22 protein-coding genes and 2 pseudogenes are annotated in these 19246 nt (G+C 63.4%); 16 read left to right on the forward strand and 8 right to left on the reverse strand.

Going from position 1 to position 19246, the window contains the following annotated elements; translation table 11 throughout:
* Positions 1–305, reverse strand: a 305-nt coding sequence (locus tag BM228_RS30635) for a transposase (RefSeq protein ID WP_139234284.1), incomplete at its 3' end; no start/stop codon positions are given.
* A gap of 87 nt (positions 306–392) precedes the next feature.
* On the opposite strand from BM228_RS30635, the pseudogene BM228_RS30640 reads away from it, so the two are divergent.
* From BM228_RS30640 to BM228_RS30655, 5 genes and pseudogenes are all read left to right on the forward strand, one after another.
* Positions 393–650 (forward strand): annotated as a pseudogene (locus tag BM228_RS30640) (LysR family transcriptional regulator); the annotation flags it as partial.
* 50 nt (positions 651–700) lie between these two features.
* A pseudogene (locus BM228_RS35655) lies at positions 701–844 on the forward strand (response regulator); the annotation flags it as partial.
* Between the two features lie 149 nt (positions 845–993).
* Positions 994–1401 carry a hypothetical protein gene (locus BM228_RS35660; protein WP_244537398.1) on the forward strand — a complete coding sequence of 136 codons (408 nt, stop codon included), beginning with the start codon at positions 994–996 and terminating at the stop codon, positions 1399–1401.
* A gap of 147 nt (positions 1402–1548) precedes the next feature.
* Entirely contained in the window at positions 1549–1902 is a 354-nt protein-coding gene (locus BM228_RS30650; protein ID WP_092046619.1) for a hypothetical protein, read from the forward strand.
* Positions 1899–2099 carry an antitoxin VbhA family protein gene (locus BM228_RS30655; RefSeq protein ID WP_092046622.1) on the forward strand — a complete coding sequence of 67 codons (201 nt, stop codon included), beginning with the start codon at positions 1899–1901 and terminating at the stop codon, positions 2097–2099. Before BM228_RS30650 ends, BM228_RS30655 begins: the two co-directional genes overlap by 4 nt.
* A gap of 34 nt (positions 2100–2133) precedes the next feature.
* Here BM228_RS30655 and BM228_RS30660 read toward each other — a convergent pair whose 3' ends face one another.
* Together BM228_RS30660 and BM228_RS30665 are read right to left on the reverse strand one after the other, a co-directional pair.
* A complete protein-coding gene (locus BM228_RS30660; protein WP_092046626.1) occupies positions 2134–2706 on the reverse strand; it encodes a hypothetical protein in 573 nt (190 codons plus the stop codon).
* Between the two features lie 79 nt (positions 2707–2785).
* The gene (locus tag BM228_RS30665; RefSeq protein ID WP_092046629.1) at positions 2786–3646 is read right to left on the reverse strand and encodes a hypothetical protein; all 861 of its coding nucleotides are present in this window, start codon (positions 3644–3646) and stop codon (positions 2786–2788) included.
* A 543-nt stretch (positions 3647–4189) separates the two neighbouring features.
* Here BM228_RS30665 and BM228_RS30675 point away from each other — a divergent pair.
* The 6 genes from BM228_RS30675 (at position 4190) to BM228_RS30700 (ending at position 7500) form a co-directional block, all read left to right on the forward strand.
* Entirely contained in the window at positions 4190–4804 is a 615-nt protein-coding gene (locus BM228_RS30675; protein ID WP_092046634.1) for a GcrA family cell cycle regulator, read from the forward strand.
* Positions 4801–5295, forward strand: coding sequence for a hypothetical protein (locus BM228_RS30680; RefSeq protein WP_092046637.1), 495 nt, complete (start codon positions 4801–4803; stop codon positions 5293–5295). Before BM228_RS30675 ends, BM228_RS30680 begins: the two co-directional genes overlap by 4 nt.
* Positions 5292–6110 carry a hypothetical protein gene (locus tag BM228_RS30685; protein WP_092046640.1) on the forward strand — a complete coding sequence of 273 codons (819 nt, stop codon included), beginning with the start codon at positions 5292–5294 and terminating at the stop codon, positions 6108–6110. Before BM228_RS30680 ends, BM228_RS30685 begins: the two co-directional genes overlap by 4 nt.
* 94 nt (positions 6111–6204) lie before the next feature.
* Positions 6205–6693, forward strand: a complete 489-nt coding sequence (locus tag BM228_RS30690) for a hypothetical protein (protein ID WP_092046643.1) — start codon at positions 6205–6207, stop codon at positions 6691–6693.
* Positions 6694–6704: 11 nt separating this feature from the next.
* On the forward strand, positions 6705–7103 hold the full coding sequence (locus BM228_RS30695) for a hypothetical protein (RefSeq protein WP_092046645.1): 399 nt from the start codon (positions 6705–6707) through the stop codon (positions 7101–7103).
* 31 nt (positions 7104–7134) lie between these two features.
* The gene (locus tag BM228_RS30700) at positions 7135–7500 is read left to right on the forward strand and encodes a hypothetical protein (protein WP_139234285.1); all 366 of its coding nucleotides are present in this window, start codon (positions 7135–7137) and stop codon (positions 7498–7500) included.
* On the opposite strand, the gene BM228_RS30705 is transcribed toward BM228_RS30700, so the two are convergent.
* The 3 genes from BM228_RS30705 to BM228_RS30715 all read right to left on the reverse strand — a co-directional run bounded on the left by BM228_RS30705 (position 7491) and on the right by BM228_RS30715 (position 10062).
* A complete protein-coding gene (locus BM228_RS30705) occupies positions 7491–7769 on the reverse strand; it encodes a hypothetical protein (protein ID WP_092046651.1) in 279 nt (92 codons plus the stop codon). The genes BM228_RS30700 and BM228_RS30705 overlap by 10 nt on opposite strands.
* Positions 7769–8347: a metallophosphoesterase gene (locus BM228_RS30710; RefSeq protein WP_092046653.1), complete on the reverse strand. Its 579-nt coding sequence runs from the start codon at positions 8345–8347 to the stop codon at positions 7769–7771. The genes BM228_RS30705 and BM228_RS30710 overlap by 1 nt, the downstream gene beginning before the upstream one ends.
* A 176-nt stretch (positions 8348–8523) precedes the next feature.
* Positions 8524–10062, reverse strand: coding sequence for an integrase family protein (locus BM228_RS30715; protein WP_092046656.1), 1539 nt, complete (start codon positions 10060–10062; stop codon positions 8524–8526).
* A 419-nt stretch (positions 10063–10481) separates the two neighbouring features.
* Here BM228_RS30715 and BM228_RS30720 point away from each other — a divergent pair, with 419 nt between their 5' ends.
* The 4 genes from BM228_RS30720 to BM228_RS30730 all read left to right on the forward strand — a co-directional run bounded on the left by BM228_RS30720 (position 10482) and on the right by BM228_RS30730 (position 17079).
* On the forward strand, positions 10482–11804 hold the full coding sequence (locus BM228_RS30720) for a tyrosine-type recombinase/integrase (protein WP_092046659.1): 1323 nt from the start codon (positions 10482–10484) through the stop codon (positions 11802–11804).
* A gap of 213 nt (positions 11805–12017) precedes the next feature.
* Positions 12018–15410, forward strand: coding sequence for a hypothetical protein (locus BM228_RS34275; protein ID WP_139234286.1), 3393 nt, complete (start codon positions 12018–12020; stop codon positions 15408–15410).
* Complete coding sequence (locus BM228_RS30725) at positions 15410–15865, forward strand: response regulator (RefSeq protein ID WP_092046661.1); 456 nt, start codon at positions 15410–15412, stop codon at positions 15863–15865. The genes BM228_RS34275 and BM228_RS30725 overlap by 1 nt, the downstream gene beginning before the upstream one ends.
* Positions 15865–17079, forward strand: a complete 1215-nt coding sequence (locus tag BM228_RS30730) for a phosphorylase family protein (protein WP_092046664.1) — start codon at positions 15865–15867, stop codon at positions 17077–17079. Before BM228_RS30725 ends, BM228_RS30730 begins: the two co-directional genes overlap by 1 nt.
* 17 nt (positions 17080–17096) lie before the next feature.
* Here BM228_RS30730 and BM228_RS30735 read toward each other — a convergent pair whose 3' ends face one another.
* On the reverse strand, positions 17097–17723 hold the full coding sequence (locus BM228_RS30735; protein ID WP_244537397.1) for a tyrosine-type recombinase/integrase: 627 nt from the start codon (positions 17721–17723) through the stop codon (positions 17097–17099).
* Between the two features lie 163 nt (positions 17724–17886).
* Between BM228_RS30735 and BM228_RS30740 the strand changes: the two genes are divergently transcribed.
* On the forward strand, positions 17887–18258 hold the full coding sequence (locus tag BM228_RS30740) for a DUF2958 domain-containing protein (RefSeq protein WP_092046669.1): 372 nt from the start codon (positions 17887–17889) through the stop codon (positions 18256–18258).
* Between the two features lie 254 nt (positions 18259–18512).
* Here BM228_RS30740 and BM228_RS30745 read toward each other — a convergent pair.
* The coding region (locus BM228_RS30745) for a transposase (RefSeq protein WP_139234287.1) at positions 18513–19246 on the reverse strand (734 nt) is incomplete at its 5' end.

A 19246-nucleotide genomic window follows, 5' to 3' on the forward strand; every position in this document is an offset into this window, starting at 1 on the left:
CTCGCTCGGCTCCAGTCGATCTCGCCCGCCCCGTGCAGGCGCTCCAAGAGCACCTGATGCAGGCGGGCCCATACGCCGGCCGCCTGCCAGTCGCGCAGGCGCCGCCAGCAACTCATCCCGCAGCCGCAGCCCATCTCCGCTGGCAGCATCTCCCACGGAACGCCTGAGCGCAGCACGAACAGAATGCCGGTCAACGCAGCTCGGTTCTCGATCGGCCGTCGGACACCTTTTGGACGTGGGCGGGACGGCGGCAGAAGCGGCGCAATCTCGGTCCAGAGATCGTCGGGCAGAAGCGGACGAGCCATCACGACCAACGCCCGCCCGCCCAATCCGTGCCCGTTCTGTTAGGCGCTCTAAGCCTAATTGTGGGAGGGGTGAACCTTCGGCGGTTTTTACAGCCTGACCTCGCCGCATTCGCACGCCTGCATCCGGACATCGAGATGGACATCTCGTCGTCCGGTGAGTTGGCGAACCTGACGAACCGGGTAGCCGACGTCGCGATCCTGGTCGTCTACGACCGCAAGAACCTGCCGCTCAATCTCCACGGCCTGAAGGGGCCCGATCTGTTCGGGGGCGTCTACATCTCCCGGGATCGCCTTGCAGCTTGGCGTGCAGGCGCGCCCGATCCCAGCCGATGGGTCGTCATCAGCGCCTCGGCTACGACGTCTCGCACGCCCCGGGCGGGGAGGATGCCATGCGCATGATCGAGTCCGGGCTCAACTTCGATTTGCTGTTCACCGACATCGTCATGCCGGGGATGACCGGTCCGGAGCTCGCCGAACGGGCCCGGGCCGTGCTGCCCAACCTGAAAACGCTCTATACGACCGGCTATGCCCGCAACGCCGTCGTCAACAACGTGGTGCTCGACCCGGGCACGAACCTGCTGCCGAAGCCCTTCGGCACCCGGGCGCACGTCGGGCGCTGTGCGCCTGCGGCGTTCATCTTGGCGTCACATGTAGCGTCCCTTGCTAGGCCGCGTGGCATCATACCGTCATGCGCGACACATCCTACCACCCCGTCCACGCCTACCTTGAGACCGGAGCCCGCCGTATTGGCCGGATCCGGAGGCAGACCGCCGACCGCAATCGTTCCATGCGGGCGCGCTGGCGCGAGGAAGGCCGACCGGATCCGGCGACGCTCGACCGCGCGATTGTCGATGCCCTTCGCGCGATGTTGCTGTCCGCGCCGGAGGGGCAGCGCCTGTCCACTCCGCTCGATCCCGGGGCGCTCCTGCTGGAGACGGCACGCCACCTCGTCGAGCGCACCGAGCGATCGAAGGCGCGCGGCCGGGACGTGACTGTCTTCAAGCGGGAAGCCGTCTCGGAGACCCTCCAGAGCCGGCTGCTCGAAGCCCCGAAGCGCCCGTCATGGTATGACGGCAACAGTCGTGCTGGTGAATAGGAGTAACGGGAGGGTATTCACCTGTCGAAAACCATTCCCCGAACACGTGACGCCCTAAAGCCCAGGGAAAACTCCATCGGCGGGTTGCCTAAGCTGCTGCGACGACTCATCCTCAACGGACAAGATCGCCCAGCCAGGAGAGACGCCATGAGCCATGAGACCCGCCACGTCATGATGGATGTCGCCGGCCGGGGCGCTCAGGCATTCGCGCTGGGGCACTTCGCGATCCAGGACTTCTTCTCCGACCTGCGCGAGCGCCAGGCCGAGGAGGTCGATGTGGTTCAGGCCCTCGTCGCCGAGCTCGGGCGCGCCCGTCGCCGGGCGGCCGCTGCCGAGGCCGAGGCAGCTCAGGCCCGGCGGGAGACCGCAGCGTTCCGTGAGGCGAACGCCGTCCTCGCCGGGGAGGCCCGCCTCGCCGTCGCGCGGGCCGAGCGGGCGGAGCAGATCGGGCTCAACCTGATCGCCGCCGTCCGGCGCGACCAGGCCGCCCGGGCGGCGTGATCGACGAGTACGAGACCCGATCCCGCCGGGAGGCCGTCGACGCCGCCATGGCGTCCGCCCGGCTCGCGGGCGTCATCCTCTCTGACGAAGCCCGCACGCTCTTCGAGGCGTACGTCACCGGCGAGATCAGTTCCGACGCTGTGATGGAACGCGCCCTCGCGATCTGGGGCCGACATGAAAAAAGCCCGCCGAGGTGACCGGCGGGCTTTTGCGTGCGCGGGGGGATCTTGGTCAGCGCATGCGGGGTCCCGCGGCAGGTGCGTAGCCCAGCTGGTCGAGGACCTGCTGAAGGTTGACGGGACCACCCCCTTTGCCGCCTCGGCCGCCCTTGTCGTCACCGCCGCCGTATCCTTGGATCCGGGCGGGGGCCGGCTGTGGCAGGCAGTACCCCAGGCTGTGGAGCGAGCCCTTCGCGCCGGTGAGCACGTGCTCCTGGATCATCCAGGCCGGGAGCCGCACCAGGTGCCGCAGCTGCGCGTCGTCCATGCGCAGCAGCCAGCGATCCACGTCCGTCGGCAGCGGATCCGGCGCCGGCTGCGAGAGGGCATACTCGTCCCGCAGCATGCGCTTGGCGTGGTCTTTGATCATGTGGCCTAGTGGGGCGTGGAACTGCGGGAGCGGAAGCGGACCGTCGAGATCGGGGGCGGGCTGCGGCTCGACTTGGCGATCCTGCTCGCGGACCTCGGAGAGCGCCGCGGCCGCGACATCGGCGGCCCGGGGGGCGGGCTGCCAGCCGAGCCACCGCAGGGGGGCGAACAACGCGGCGAGGATGGCCTGGATGATGGAGACGATGAGCTGATACATTTGAGGACTTCCTTAGATGTGAGGCGGCCCCCGGGCCGGGTGCCGCCGATGTGGGGATTGTTGCGCGCCGGGCTGAAAATTAGAGCCCGAGGGAGGGGGCGTCCGAGGGTGCGGAGCGGCGCCGGCGGGTGGGAGCTGACCCGAACAGGAGCGTGCACAGCTCGTCGGGGAGTTGGCGGCGGTGTCCGTGCAGCAGCCCCAGCGCGTGGGCGGCCTGCGCCTGATCGAGCTCGCCCATCTCGGCCAGTGTGTGCCCCGTCCAAGTCGTAGCCCGCGACCAGCCCGCCGAGTTCCGGACGGCGGCCCAGTCTGTGTCGAGCGCGCTCAAGATCCTACAGAGCGACAGGGCCGCTGCCCGGATATCCGGATCCGCGGCGCGAGCGAACCATGTCGCTGGGCCGGGCCGGCCGAGCCGCGCGGCCGCGCGGGTGATGTTGCCCTTAGCGTTGCTGAAGAGCCGCTCCGCGTACTGCAGGCCGCTGCGCCCCCAGGCATTGTCACCGAGCAACTGGCGGACATCGCCAAGCTGCCGCCCGAAGGACCACGGGCGGTCACCCTCCATCGCGGTCAGCTCCGTACGAATCGGGGCCGCCTCTGGGGCAACCTCCGCGACCTCGCGCGCGAGGCGTTCCGCTGCGGCGTTGGCCTTCTCGGCCCGGTCGGCGGCGGCCGTACGGATCGCGAGATCGGCGGCATTGGCGAGGCCGCACAGGTCGACGGCGATGCCGGTGTCCCACCAACAGGCTGACAGTGCCGGGCGGTCGCGGCCGCGGTCGGTCCACGAGTAGCCGGCTCCGGTCAGCTCGGCGCGGGCGCCGCGGTAGGCGTCGAAGAATTCCTGGGTGCGCTCGTCGCAGAGCCACAACGTCAGATCATGACCGTAGCGGCGGTGGGTGCCGGCGTTGCGCCAGGCGGCGCCGAAGTCGATCGGCGGGCTCATTGGGGTTGCTCGTAAACCAGAGTTGCGGGCGCGGCGGCCCGGTACAGCGCTTCCGCTGACTGACAGAGCATCCTACTCCGGCCCGCGACGCACAAGTACAATCTCGCAAAATTCAAGCATCGCCAGGAAAACGGATTAATCCGTTCGGATTAATCCGTCGAGAAACGGAGTAGGTTGGAAATGCAACACGCAGTTCGCCCCGTTAAACGTCGAACGATTTCCGTTATGACCACTGGAAATCCGGGCGGGGCTTAGCTAGCTTACTCGTCAGCGTTCTAGCTGTGTAGCGGATCGCCCCACCCCGGTTTTAGGCAGTATCTTCGTGTCCGTTACTCGCTCTGAGGCCCATGCCGGGCCTTTGCAGGCGCTCGAATCCGCAATCGGAAGAGAGGGAACCGCCCAAGCCTGGGCTCGCAGTGCAGGCCTCTCCCCCCAATACGTCGCTGACGTCAGGCTCGGCCGCCGTGCCCCCGGCCCGGCGATCCTGCTCGCGCTCGGCCTGGTCCGCGTCGTCACTTACGCACCCGCCACGGAGGCTCGGTCATGAGCGGTCGCGTCGTCATCAAGTGGACGGAGGCCGCCAAGTCCCGCGTCTGCGCTCTCTACGAAGAGGGTCGCCTGTCAGGCACGGAGATCGCCGCCCTGATCCGTGCCGAGCACGGCCTGCAGGTCTCCAAATCGGCGGTCATCGGGATCGCCTTCCGCGCCGGGTTGAGCGATCCGGGCGGCGAACTCGGGCCGTACCTCAGCGCGGCCCGGGCCGTCCTCGATGCCCGCCCCGGCAATCCGATTCCCCACGAGGAGCGCCTGCGCCGCCGACGGGAAGCTCGGTCGCGGATCGCGTACGCCAGGGCGAAGCCGGTGCGTGCCTCAAAGCCCCGGGCGCGTCCCGTGGCAAAGGCGGCTGCAGCGCCCAAGCCCAAGCCCGCGAAGGCGGTGGAGGTCGGCATCCCGGCGTCGCTTCGGGTCGCGATCTGGGAGATCCGGGACGGTCAGTGTCGCTACATCGCCGACGATCCGAAGGGCGGCGCGGCGACGTACTGCGGGCATGTCGCGCAGCACGGGGCGGTGTGGTGCCCCGGGCATTTCCGGATGTGCACCGTCCCATCCCGGCGGCCGGTCAACGCCTGGATCCCCGAGCACCGGAGGGCGGCGTGAGTCGGTCCGGCACTTCCATCGATGCGACGCTCGGCGGTCTGCAGCGCACTGCTGCGGCGCTCGCAATCAACACCCTCACCGACATCCGGGCGCAGCGCTGGCTGGCTCGGCGTCTGCCGGCGGCATGCGGCTATCTCGAAAGAAGGACGTTGCGTCCGGCGCCGTTCGGCGACCCCGCGGATCCGTTTGGAGACGGCTACCGCCCGGACCACACGATTTACCTGGATCACCCGGTCTACAAGCAAGCCCTGGTCCGGAGCGAGCTGAGCGATCGCAAGGCGGCGGCCGCTCATCGCAGGGGCGAAATCGTTGAGTTCTTTTTCAGCCGCCAGGTCCCTCCGACCCTGGATGTCATCGTCGCCTGGCTCAACGACCTCCCGGAATACGACCCGCTCGTCCTCGACAAACTCTCCCGCTTGACCTGGGCTCGTGCCGAGGTGCGCGCGGGCAGGTGGCATCAGCTCCAGATGAACGGAGGGGCGGCACGATGAGCGGCGGTTACAACCTCGGCAACCCCAACCCGACGTTCCCGACTTCGTTCGACGCCGCGGTCATCGAAGGCGGCTACGTGAGCGGCGACGGTTGCTGGAATGCGTACGTCAACGCGGACGCGATCGCCGTCTGGGGCGCAGACGACGTGCTCGACCGCGCCATGATCGTCGAGCGCTACTCCTCCAGGATGCGCGCCCGCTTCCAGAAGTACCGGGGCACGGCCGCCGAGCCCCGCACGTGGGCCGATGCCGGCAACGTCGTCCACCACGCGCTGCGCCTCGGGCTCATCCGCGAGGTGACGACCACCGCCGGCGAGCGAGGGTGGCGGATCCTCGAAAGGGATCTCCGATGGATCGTCGTCGGCACCGGCTACCATCGAGAGGCCCGGCAGGTTCGCGGCCTTCCGCCCGCCGAGCAGGCCGCCGTCGACAAGGCCGAAGCGAGCCTGGCTAGGCGGCGCGCGACGCTCGATCGCAAAGCGCGCGAGAACGCCGATGCTTGGATTGCCCGGGTCATCCGAGACACGCTGAGGTCGGACCCGGCAACGGTCGTCCCGCAAATGTGGGCCGATCGTGGCTGGGTACCGTCGTGGCTGTCCGGGACGCGCCTCGATGCCTCAGCCGGCATCGTCCGCGAAGCTCATCACGCTGCGGCGATGGATCGGCGTACGCTGAAAGCCTGGATCAGCGACCTGCAGGAGGAGTCGATCTCATCGATCGCGCGGCCCTTCAAACGCTCGCAAGAGTTCGCTGCGCTGCCCGAGCACGCCGAGCTCCCCGACGAGGACGACGCCGCCCTGGAGGCTCTGCTATGACCCGCACCGATGCCCTCATCCTGAAAAGCGGTGTCCACCTCAGCGTGTCCCGTCGGCGACCTGGCGACGCGATCACCCTGAGCGAGAGCCTGTCATGACGTGGCGCCCCCGCAGCATCACGCCCTGGCACATGCGCGTTGGCGCCGACGGCCGGACTTACGATCCGGGGCTCATCGTCGAGTGCGAGCTTTTTCGGGATGGGCTCGATCTCACGACGAGCCCGGTCTGGCAGATCGCCCCCTTGACGAGGCTCGCCCGCGCGGAGATCCCGGCCCTCGTTGGGCGCGGCTGGCACGTGCGGAGGGTGGGCGAGACGGAGCCTTGCGCCGTCGTCATCTGGGTCATGCTGCACCTGTTCGGCGGTCGCCTGGTGTCTGCCGCCCCTCAGCGCGCCGCGCTTAATTGTTCCAATCGGCTTCTCGTCGTCACTCCGGAACTTATCGTCGCCGTCCGCGGAGCCGAGCCGCGGCACGCCTTTATGCACGTCGCCGACATCGTCGCCGGCACCCGCCCCAACCCCCGCCGTCGAGCTCCGCAGATCCCCCCGGGCGATCTCGAAGCCCTCGACGCCCTCGCGCTGTAGGAGGCTCCGCCGTGCCCCGCCGTCCCGTCTTCGCCGCCGACACCCCTGCCGCATTTCTGCGCGACTACATCCTGACCGCGATCTCCGAGGTCTTCACCGTCAACAGGGTCCTCCCGATCCTGCGGCGCCACCCGGCCCCGCCTGAGCCCCCGCTCCCCCTGCTGTTCGAGGACCTCCCCGACCAGCGCCGGGGCGAGCCTGCGCCCGTCCCGGCGGCCCCTGAGCCTGAGCCGGCCGTCGAGCTCGACGAGCGGGATTTCCCGAACGCCAAGCTGATGGCCCGGATCCTCGGGGACAGTGTCGGCCCGCCGAGCCAGCTAACGATCACGCGCCGGCGGAAGGCTAGGGAGCGGGCGGAAGCAGCGGCGGCTGCGGCTGCGTGCGAGGCCGAGGTCGCCTTCAGACCCTGAGCGCATGGCGGAGCAGTTTCTGACCAAAGACATGGGCCGCTTCCGCGATGCCCATGGGATCGATCGGTGCGAGGTTGGCCCGCAGGGTGGCTACGTCGTCGCCTGTCCACCCTTCCACCTACACGACGAGGACCACGTCGACCCAGTCGAAGAGTTCCTCGGGCAGGTCGTCGGCGTCGAGCCGGCCCGGGCGCTCCTGTTCCGCCGCCGGGACCCGGACTTTCTCGACGGCTGCAAAGTCGGCCAGCGATATGTCCTGCTCAGGTTCTGGGACAACGACGGAGGGCAGGTCTGGAGCATGCCGGTCGACGGCGAGGATGACCCCGCGGTGTCGGAGGCGATCAGTCGGGCGACGGCGCTCTACCGATGGAGCAAGCGGGAGCCTCCTCAAATCTGAGGAGGCCCCTCCATGTACCCCTCGGTTAGCACGCCCGAGATCGTGCACCCGTCCGGGACGTCCCCGATCACGGCGGGCCGGTACCGGGGCGTGGGGCAGCATCGGAAATAGGCCGGCCCGATCGGGGGCTCCCCCGGCCGGCGCTGTGCATTCACGCTGGCGACGGCGGCCTCTGTCTGGGACCAGGTCATGCCCATGCTGACGCGGCCGCAGGACAGGCAGCAGACCGCCCCGGGTATGGGATCGCTGTAGGAGTAGTCTCCGCGCATCAGGCAGCCTCCGCCAGGGCGGCCGCCGCGACGGGACCGGCCTCCCGGGCAGCGACGTCTGCGAGGAGTTCCTGGATCTCCGGGATCGTCACCGGGCGGAATTGCCAGACGTCCACGCCCACGTCGCAGGACCGCGCCGTCGCCGGGATCGCCCCGTGCGAGTGACCGAAAAGGTGGATCCGGCCGCGGAATGCGTCAGGCCATGTCGCGTGGCAGTAGTGGGACAGCCAGAGGTCTACGGGCGCCGGCATGCCGCGGTCCTGAACGGTGATGCGCGCCACGTCCCGCACCGGCTCCGCCCAAGGGAGGTCCTCGGACCGCTGATCGTGGTTGCCTCGGATCAGGATCTTCCGCCCGTTGAGGCGGTCGAAGATGGCGCGGGCATGCGCCCTGCCGCACCCGTAGGCGAAGTCTCCAAGATGCCAGACCGTGTCGTCCCGGCGAACCCTGTTGTTCCAGGCCGCCACGATGTGTTCGTCCATCTCCTCGACGGAACGGAAAGGCCGGGGCCGGCTCATGCGCAGGCTCATCATCGAGGCGTGCCCGACGTGGCTGTCCGCTGTGAAAAAGGTCGTCATGGGGAAGCCCCCCTCTCGATAGTCGAACGCGACCGTCCGGGAATGCGGACGGTGGTGGTTGGCTCAGGCCAACAAGCGTTTCGCGAGAGGATGGGCGGTGCTCATGCTGGTATCATCTGGCATCGGGGCCGCGCCGGCAAGTGGATCCCGCCGGCACGGTTGATGTTTCCCTGGGCTCAGGCCGCCAAAGCTTTGTCTTCGGCCGCCTCCGCCGCTGCGGCCTTCTTCGCCGCGGACTTGGCCTTCCCGTCCCGCTCGCGCGCCCGGCGCCGGGCTGAGATTTCAGCCGCGAGCTCGGGCAGCGGCCGGAATCCCGCAGCCGCCGCGGCGGCCTGCTCGTCACACCAGGCCGTCCAGCGTTCCATGACTGGCGCCTTCAGGTCGAGGCGGTCGTCCAAGGTGTAGTGGCCTTCGAGGACGTCGTCGGCCGCGATCCCCTCGTTGTGGTCCATGATCAACTTAACCGCGTCCCGCGGCAGCCGGAGGGTCTTCTGCGCGTGCGTAGAGAACCCGCGCCGCAGGTCGTGCGGGCTCGCGCGGACGCCGAGGTCCAAGAGCCTGTGGTTCAGGCCGGCCTCATTCATATGCCCGCCGACGGTGTCGCCGAGCTTCCATGCGCGGATTTGCGGAAACAGATGCTCTAGGCCCCGCTCGCTGCAGGCCTTCAGCTGCTGGGCGATCCGCTGCCACAGCGCCGGAGGGAGTGGCAGGGCGTGCCTCGACTGGTCGTCGCGCTTATCGGCGGTCTTCCGATGCGCCGGTCCCATCGACCACACGCCCCACCCAGGCACCTCTGCCCACGGCACGAAATCCTCGACGCGGGCATCGACGACCGGCCGCCGGCGTTGCGCCGTCAGGACGAGCAGCTCCAGGGCGAGGGACACGGTCGGATCGAGGATCCCGGCGCGGGCCACGCCGAGGATGGTGCCGATCTCGGGCGCGGTCGCCACGTAGCGACCGGCTACCTTCCCGTTCGCGCGGACCTTCCGGGCCGATGACTTGGGCGGGGCGGCAAGCTTCGACATGTCGGCGCCGACGCCTTCGATACCGATGCCGGATCTGGTCCGGATGTGTGGCTGCCACATCCACCGCCACATGGGCCTGAGCGCGGACGCGAGGTTGACGGCGTGCGTCTCCCGGCCGGAGCGGTGGACCTCGTAGACGACGCCGGCGAGGTCCTCCAGCGTGACGCGGCGGACGGCCTTGCCGGCGAGGATCGCGAGCTCAGGCGCGCCGAGCTTGGCGCTGTAGTCACGCCAGGTCGCCTCGCGCAGGGTTCGCTTCACCTCAGCGAGGTACTCGGTCCGAGCCACCTCCCATGTCCAATAAGGGATGTCGGCGATGCTGCGCTCGCGCTCGGCCACCAGAGCGGGATCCCGGGGCGGCGGCGCCGGCCGCGGCGCCACCTTGCCAAGGCGGATGAACTCGGCCTCCAGGAACCGGTCGTCGGGGGCGGCTGTCCGATTGGCCACGTGCCGCTGGGCCGCGGCCACGATCTCGCGGGCTTCGTCGAGGGTCAGGCCGGGTGGGGACCCGAGCGTCAGCCGATAGGTCGTCCCCTTCCGGATGATCTTGAACCCCCAACGCGCGCCGCGCGGCCCGACGCGGAGGATCAGCCCCGGCTGCTGGCTGTCGATCAGGTCGTACGACTTGCCGCCGGCGGCGACATCCTTGAGGGCCTTGTCGACGTGGGTCTTGCTCAGACGGACGGACATGGACCAACTCGGGCTGCTCTCGGGCTGCGCAGCCCGAGATCCTCCGTGCCCTGTAAGCCTGGGCGCGTCACCGTCCCGTTAAGGCAATCCACTGCATTCTCAGGAACTTCCAGGCTCCCGCCGTTAACCGTCTACGTCTCGAACTCGGGCTGCAGGGCGGGAACAATAGAAATCATAATCCTTGTGTCGGGGGTTCAAATCCCTCCCTCGCTACCAACAATTCTGAAGCCCCGCCAAGCACTTAGCGGGGCTTTTTGTTTGCCTTGCTCTGGGCGGATTTCGGCTTTAAATCCTAGAACGGAGCTAGCGCAGCGGGAAAATTATCGTGCAGGCGTAACGGTTTGCTGGGGGCTCTGGGAGCACCCTAGCGCACTTCTAGCGCAGTCCGCCGCACCGCAGTAACCAGACAGGGCCGCATCTTGAGCACCCCTGGCAACGACCCAGCCGAGCGCTACCAGCTGTTTCAGCGCGCCGGCAGCACCCGGTGGCAGGTGCGCTTCAGCATCCGGGGTCAGGGCCAGTTCAAGCGATCCCTCGACACGGACGACCTCCGGGAGGCTGAGCGCCGAGCTGACGCCATCTGGTACGAGGCCACCTACCGGGCCAAACAGGGGCTCACAGCCAAGGCGCATACCTTCGAGGGCGTGGCCGAGGAGTACATCGCGCATATCCTGCGCGAGGTGGAGCGCGGTGAACGCCGGGCGGACCAGGGCAAGAGCGAGCCTGCCGTGATTCGCCGATACTTCATCGGCTTCTTCGGTGCCAAGCCCGTGGATGCGATCAGCGAAGCGGATATGGAGCGCTACGCGGAGTGGCGGCGCACCTATTGGACTGAGGGGCCGGGCAAGCTCATCACGCACATCGAGTACGAGCGTGATGGCCATCGCCTGCGCCGGCCTGTACGGCGATCAGCGCCCTCCCTGAGCCGTCAGCGCGGTGAGACCGTGGTGCTGCGCGCGCTGCTGCGCTGGGCCTCGCGCCAGGGCTACCTCAAGACTCCGCCGGAGATCACGATCAAGGCCCGGCGTTCGCCCGACAATCGGCGGCCCAGTTTTGAGCCTCATGAGTTCGCCCGGCTGGAGGCTGTGAGCCTGAGCCGGTTGGTGGACCCCATCATGGATGGCACCGGCGCTGAGGTGCGCACCAGCGATCGGCGCAGCTGGCGCATCAAGCGGCTGGATGAACACACGCGGCGTGATCGCACCGTGCTCCATGCGTACGTGATGATCGGCGCGTTCTCAGGCCTGCGCCCCACTGAGATGTACAACCTCACCTGGGGTGACGTGCTGGGCTACCGCGCCGGCCGGGGCAAGAGCGTGGATGACCGGGATATCCGGCTACAGGCGCGGGGCAAGGGCAAGAGCGGCAAGGCCATCCCGCAAAAGGCTGCGATCCCATGGTTCGACACCCTGTGGATGCTGTTCCAGCGCAGCAAAAATCGAGAGCCGGAAGACACGGACCCGGTGTTCGCAAACGAACAGGGCAAACGCATCAGCTCGATCGCCAATGGCTTTACCGAACTGGTGAAGGCGGCGGGGCTCGAGCGGGACCACAGGGGCATCAAACGCACACCGTATTCGCTACGCCACTTCTATATCAGCGAGCAGCTGGCGAATGGGGCCGAGGTGCTCGACGTGGCGAGGAACTGCCGGACCTCGCTCGCCATGATCGACAAACACTACGGCCAAGTACGCCTCGAACGCGTAGTGGATCGGCTAAGACCTAAATGGACCCGGGCATAAATTTGAAAAGATCCAACTTTTCACCCCGCCAGGCAGGATGGCCCTTCGGACGCCACTCTGATGCAACGTGACGTCGATGCAACCTTGGCACGAGTGAGGCGATCAGCCATATGCGAGTGTCGATTTTACAGCGACAACATGGTTGCGCTACGGGGTCGTGATTGCGCTAAGGTGGCGTCAACCGTGAGATGACGCTGCCGGAACGTAGGGAGCTTGACGCTGCCAGATTTAAGGGATGGCGAGGCAAAGCGCCTACGCGAACACAAGAACATTCTACTCGGTTTAGTCGGCGGCCTACGCGATGCCAGACCTGGCGACGTAGCAGACAATCATTTTCGTGCTCGTCAAGAAGATCCTCGCCATAGATTTCTTGTTGGCTTACGCCACGCCCTCGTCAACGTTCATAACGAGCTACCACAGTCGTCCTTTGAGGACTATTTTGCGTGGCTGAAGGTTCAACTCCTAGGTGCTAGCTTCAATGAGTTTCCAGCGCCTATAAAGGCACTCGACGGTCTTTTTGACGCCAGACCCCTACCGGCTTTTGCGGAACTTAAGTTTGTCGCCTATCGGATTGGGCCGTACCTTAGACAACTAGCAGTATTCGAGAATTTTCGCCATAGATTGGCTGCGGCCGTGTTGTGTGGTGATGCGGCTGAAGCACGAAAAATATTGGAGATTTTAGGGACGACGTTTGGTGCCTCACTTTGGCTATTCGAGCTCGGATTGGCAGTCGGACAAACCTTCGATGGCCTTGAAGCGCAGAAACGTTACTCGGAGCGGGTACGCGCACCACTCAAGCGCTCAATTTATGCTTATCTTGTTCGCCAAGCCAGTGTCCGTAACGAACCTAGCACAACCTGGCCACGCTTCCGAGAGGATGTGAGCCGCCGGATCTCCGTCTTTGGCTTTGATGAAGCTAAGACAATCTACCTGCGCTATAGACTATTCGGCGAACCGTTCGCCGGGGCAGGCGAGGCACTTGCGACCCTCGCGACTGCTCAAAGCTATCCAGTTATTGATCTGTATATGACCGCCCGCGATGTCGCTGGATGGACATTGGCGAGGCAGCAGGATGAACCGCTCCGTGCCGCGGTTTTAGAGTGGTTTAGCCCTATTGAGGAAGCGGTTCGGCGCATTGCTACCGATGATGGCGCAAAGTTATTGGACCGGCCATCTAGCATCAGTAAGGCAGTCAATGCGCTAGCCGATGGCAGACTGCAACTTGCCTACCGATTGGCTCGACGAGAATTGAAAGCAGGGTCAGTAAGCGCTCCAATGATGGCGGTGCTGGCAATCTGTTATGCCGAGGCATCCAGATCACCGGACCAGCTTGATGGACCATTGCGCTGGTTGATTGATGATCTACGAGTGATCGCGCTCGGCGGAGCCAACTGGCAAATTAGTACATCATCAGCGCGAAAACTGACACAGAATTTCCGCGGCCTTCCCATCTTCGATGAAATACGACGCCTGGTAGATTTTCTAGCAAATCCGACACTAAACGGTGCGCCAGAGTTATTGCACTGTCTGTTTGGATTGCTGCCCGCCGCGTCACTGAGATGCTCTACCGGAAATCCATCGCCGTTCGAGAATTTCGTCGAAGCTGTGCGCGCAATCTCTATCGATGATCTCGAGACGGCTGCCGACCATTTAAGAGCAGCGTTGGGAAAAGGAAGCGCCGTTGCCGATCGTCTCGCGAACATTCTTCTGATTCATATCGCCGTCAATGACGGCTCAACAATAGATGCAGCGCGTCTACTAGCTCGAGAAGCATCGCGCGCGCCACAGGCGGCGGACTCGCTTCCCACGGAAGTGGTACTCCCCAATCCCCGCTGGGCCGACTTCAAACCCCACGCTGCCGAGCTGTTTCCAGCGATTGTAATGGATTTGCGTTGGAAGGCTTCACGTGACGATCGGGCGGCATCGGTTCGGCGTTTCGCCTTTAACGAAGTACTGCGACTCCAGGGAGTGACCCGACCGACACAGCTTGAGGCGCATCTTGACCGTTTTGATTCTGCCGAGTTGATTTATTTTTTGCGAAACGTGTGTGTATCAAATGTCATGGATATGAGCTCCTTCTTTTCAACGCTTAGTGATGTAGAAGAAGAAATAATCAATATACAATTTTGGCTCACCCGACTTGACCCCGAAAACCGCCATGAATATGACGCTCGCAGGGTAGATCTTACCAATAATAGAGCTATATATGAGGGAATGAGGATTATAGATAGCAGTCGAATTCATGTAGATATTGAAGCTATCACGGCCTGGGCTCGTAAAGAGATAGCCGAGTATTTCGCTCGATACGTCGGATTAGTCGGGGCAGGGATAGGGATTGCCGACGATCTTGCTTCGGTACTAAAGCAGGTAACTGCCCCAGATGCTATATCTTCGCTTGAACCACCGTCCAGTGAAGCTGACACCATCCTCATTGAACAAACGCGGCGACTTCAGGACCAGTTCCTGCATAATCCGGAACATGGGCTCGATTCGTATCTAAGCCGTCGAGTGCGCCATCATCCGCTAACAGCTACGCTGCGCAGCCCGGTTGAGTTCGCTAATCTCATAACCACGCGCGTGACGGAGTTTGGCGCCTACCGAGAGAACACCTATTGGCTCGAGCGACTTGCCGTGCTGACAGAGGATCAGAGAGCGGCGACGGCTTCGGCTTTCGAGAACTTCGCTCACGAATTCGATCAAATCCTTACCGATCTCAAGGACGAGCGCTTCCACGTACGTACGTTAGAAAAGCCAAACGGCCTGTTTGATGCCGATATCGGTCCGTTGCACCATCACTTACTACGTGCAATCGTCCAACTCGATCTATCATTAGAAACCTATCTCGCCGAAGCACTTGGTATTTTTTCTGCTCGCCTAGAATACTCACTAGAGGAAGCTCGCGAGTATCTTAATGGAGAAGTCAAGCAGCGGGTCGCGGAGTGTTTCGATAAGCTCAGGGCAAAGTTGCACTCCGCAGAGAGCTCACCTGCGTACTCAGAACTGGCGACTGTGTGTGGTGATGCTGCTGCGGAGGTACAACGCAAACTTTTCGAAGTTTCTGAGTGGCTGACCCGTGAGGAGGGGCTAGCGTTATCCAAAACGTTTTCACTTCATCAAGTTCTAGAGATAGGTATACGATCGGCGTTAGATCCGCACAAAGAGTATCAGCCTGTTATCGAAGTCGAAGTCGCAGCTGAAGACATGGAGATGCCTGCAACCAACATTGCATTTATTTCTGAATTTCTACTCGTAATTCTCAACAACGCGCGATTGCACGGCGACGTTATCGTCGGTCAGAAGGTTAAGATCAGGTGTGCGGTTGACATAGAGGCTCAAACTCTGACACTTCGAGTTGACTCTAATTTTGGTCCTGCTGCTCGATCTTCAGCAAAGGATAAGAAGGTCCGGGAACTGCATGCTGCCATTCATTCCGGTAAGTTTGACCGCAGTCGCGTGCGCCGGGAGGGAAATTCCGGCTTCGTCAAAATCGCCAGCATAGTTTCACAATCTAAGGACGGCCGATTAGATTTCGGCTTCAACGATGATGATATGTTTTTCGTCGAGGTGGTCTATTCGCTCTTCATTTTCAAGAAGGCAGAAGCCTGATGCGTGTCCTGCTTGTTGAAGACGAGGATCCCAAACGCCAGCATTTGCTGAATTTTTGTGACGAGGTTTTTACCTCGTTGGTTGTCGAGCTGGCGGCCTCAGTGCGAGGTGCCATTGATCTTTTACGTGTGCAAACGGTCGATCTGGTTCTCTTGGACATGTCACTACCAACTTTCGACATCGCCGCCAAGGAGCGCGGGGGGCGGCCGCAGGGTGCAGGTGGCATCGAGATAATCCGTTTTCTAGATATGATGGATCTGTCGGTGCCAATTATCGTCGTTACAGCATACCCGGCTATTCAAATTGATGGACGCCAGCAAACACTGGAAGAAGTGAAAGCTCTTTTGCAAGATGAACACCCGCGGCTGTACCGCGGTCTTGTATATTTTAACTCGGTGTATGGCGGCTGGCGGCAGGAGCTGGAAACAGCTATGCGTGACCTTGGGGCATCCTGATGAAAATCTTGATCGTTGACGATCAGCCGGCCCGCTTGAGGGGTTTGGTTGCGCGACTAGATGCAGAGGGTTTCAGTGATGTCACACTTGTCCAGAATGCGATGGCTGCTCGCGAGGCAATGAGTCAGACGCGCTTTAGCTTGTTGTTACTCGATATTTGCCTGCCGAATCGGCCTGTAGATGAACCGTCCGATCAGAGCTCGGTCGATCTCTTATCAGACCTTCTCCAGGGCGACATGCTCTGGAGGCCTCAGCGGATCCTAGGGTTGTCGGCCTATGATGAATCGGCTGCCGCGGTAGCTGCGCTGTTTAAGGACTATACCTGGGGATTGGTGCGCTACGCGGCCGATCACGACGGCTGGATCGACCAAATACTGAACGCAGCTGCATTTGCGCGTGAGGAGCCAGGAAGAGCGGAGGCGCGAACCTATCTGACTGATGTCGCGATCCTCACCGCTTTGCGGTCACCAGAGTACGAAGCGGTGCTTCGCAATGGCTGGACCTGGGAGCCGGCTCGACCAATCGACAACGTACTGTTTGTGCAGCGCGCTGTCTTCCAAAGTGGGGGCCGTACTTTTACCGCTCATGCTGCCGTGGCGCCGCGGATGGGTATGGTCTCCAGCGCTCTAATTGCCGCAAAGCTTATTGAACACCTGCGGCCACGGCTGTTGATTATGACTGGTATTTGCGCGGGTGTGTCTGGTAAGGCTCAGCTCGGCGATGTTTTGTTCGCCGACCCGTCTTGGGATTATCAAAGCGGCAAGCGTGTAAAGGACGGGAACTCGACGGCGTTTAGTATTGACCCGCATCAACTTGATGTGGCGGCGAGCTTGCGTTCCCGTGCAGATCAGCTGCGATCCGATCGGACCTTTCTTCGCAAAGTTCGAGATACTTGGCAAGGCGACGCGCCCGGCGAATTGAGCCTAACTATTGGCCCAGTGGCGTCGGGGTCAGCAGTCCTGGCTGATGGCGTCAGCTTGAATGAGATTAAACGCCAACAACAACGTACTATCATTGGACTTGAAATGGAAATTTATGGTGTTTTCGCGGCAGCTCACTTGGCGCCCGATCCACAACCAATGCCAGCGGCTTTTAAGGCGGTCTGCGATTTTGCGGACCCTGACAAAGAAGATGCAATGCAGCGGTATGCTGCCTATACCAGCGCCAGTGTTGCGACTGAGTTTTTAGAGCGTTACTATGCGGAATTTATTTAATACGATTGCGATATATATTATAGCACATCGACGGCGGCGCGCATCATTTCATCGTTTACATCGATGTAACGTTGCGTGGTCGAAAGGTGGCGATGCCCAGCCAGCATCATAATGGCTTTGGGTGAAATTCCGGCATCTGCCAGGCGCGTGATGAACCAGCGCCGGCCACTATGGCTTGACCCCCCGTTCAGGGCGGCCTGATCGTACCAGTTGCGCATGAGCTGACACAGGGTGTTGGCGCTGAAAGCCGTGCGCTTTTGCGTTATTAGAACGGGCGCCTTCAAATCCGGCGCGGCGGACAGGCCGGCTCGAAACAGCTCGATCTCGCGTCGGAGGCGAGCGTTCATGAATACAACCCGCGCATGTCCACCCTTCGTTACGGCCGCGCTCAGGCGGAGCTGCTCCCGTACCCTACCCTCGCCGTCGACGAGATCACCCCATCGCAGCGCTGCGATCTCGCCAACGCGTAGGCCAGCGAGATAGCTGAGCATCAGCGCAGCTCGATTCCGAGGGCCGTGCCTTCCCTGCCCTACCAGCGCCACTAGCCGCTTGAACTCCGCGTCGGTGGGTACGCGCGCCTGCTTCACCGAAACCTCACACTTTGTGCGCCTTCGCAGCAAAGGATGATGTTTCCAGAGGCGCATGAGGGCGAGTGCTTTGTGGATCACAGCTAAATCAACGACTTAGCCCAGAACGTCAGAAAAACTGTATTTTATGATGTTCTAGTTTGAGCACTCGCCGACCGCTGTTTGCTCGCCCTCTCGCTCCTACGGCTGCACGCTCCTAGCCTCAAACGCGAGGATGCCCATGCTGCCCCTGATCGACGCCGCAACGCGCGAGCTGCTCCTGACCAATGGACGAGATCGAGAGCGCGACCACTATCCGTTGCTCAAGCTGTTTAATCCCACGGGCCCGGCCACCTGGCTGATCTGCGCGATGGACCCCGATGGGGACACCCTGTACGGGCTGTGCGACCTCGGCTTCGGCGAGCCCGAGCTGGGTTACGTGAGCTTGGAGGAGCTTAAGGAGGTCAGTGCTGGCCTCGTGATCGGGCTGGAACGCGATCTCTCCTTCCGGGCCACGCTCCCCATCTCAGCCTACGCACGCGCGGCGCGAGCCGCTGGTCGGATCGTAGAGCCTGGCCAACCAACAGCCAGCTACTACGGCAACCTACCTTGAACCCAGGGAAGCGCGATCGGTAGGCCGGACGTTCGCCGCGTTCGGCGGTGCGTGGACCATGTCACGCCCTCAGAAGACCAAGCGGATTCTGGACGGCTCCGTATGCCTGGCCAATCCGGACCCTGTCATTTTAATTGCCTGACATGGTGCTCAGAAGCGGACGTTCCGCATCCGACCGAGGCCGTGTCAAAACACATTGATCGTGGTCGCCAGCGTCGCTTGGCAGGATGATGACGGCGCCGCGGTGGGCCGCCTCAGGCTCGAATGGCCTGGATGAGCCAAGTTGCGCCGAACAGGCGGATCATCCGTTTCACGTTGTAGGCGAGGATCGCGAGGCTCATCTCGGTTCTCACGCCTTTCGGGCCCTTCGTCAGGAAGGGCGTGCTGCCCATCCAAGCTTTCAGCGTGCCAAAGACGTGCTCGACCGTAGCGCGCCGGACCGCCATGGCGTCGGGCATGGCGTCGAGCCGCCTCTGCATGGCCTCCAGCACCGCCTCGTGCTTCCAGCGCTTGAAGCGTTTGAACTTTTCGGTCGTACAGCGCGCCCGCATCGCGCAGCCATGACAGGCCTCCAGGTTGCGGTAGTGGTCGATGTCACCGTGTCGATCGGAGCGCGCGTTAGACTTCTTCAGCACAGCGCCGGCGGGACAGACGTAGTGATCGGCCGCGGCGTCGTAGACGAAGTCGGCGCGCACAAAGAGCCCCTTCTTGGCTCGACCCGACGTGTCGGCCCGCGGCATGGTCGGCAGGATGCCCGTGCCTTCGCAGGCCAGAACCTCGTCGCCGCTGTAGTAGCCGCGATCGGCCAGGACCACGATCTCCCCCGCGTCGGTGGCCTGCTTGGCCCGATCGCCCATCGGCACGAGCTGGGTGCGGTCGTGGCCCTCGTTGACGACCTCATGGGCGACGACGAGATGACGCTCGGGGTCGACGGCAATCTGTACGTTGTAGCCGACGATGCCGGTGCCTCGCCCGCTCGTCGCCATGG

Origin of the sequence: Methylobacterium pseudosasicola, from assembly GCF_900114535.1 — a bacterium.
GTDB lineage: Bacteria > Pseudomonadota > Alphaproteobacteria > Rhizobiales > Beijerinckiaceae > Methylobacterium > Methylobacterium pseudosasicola.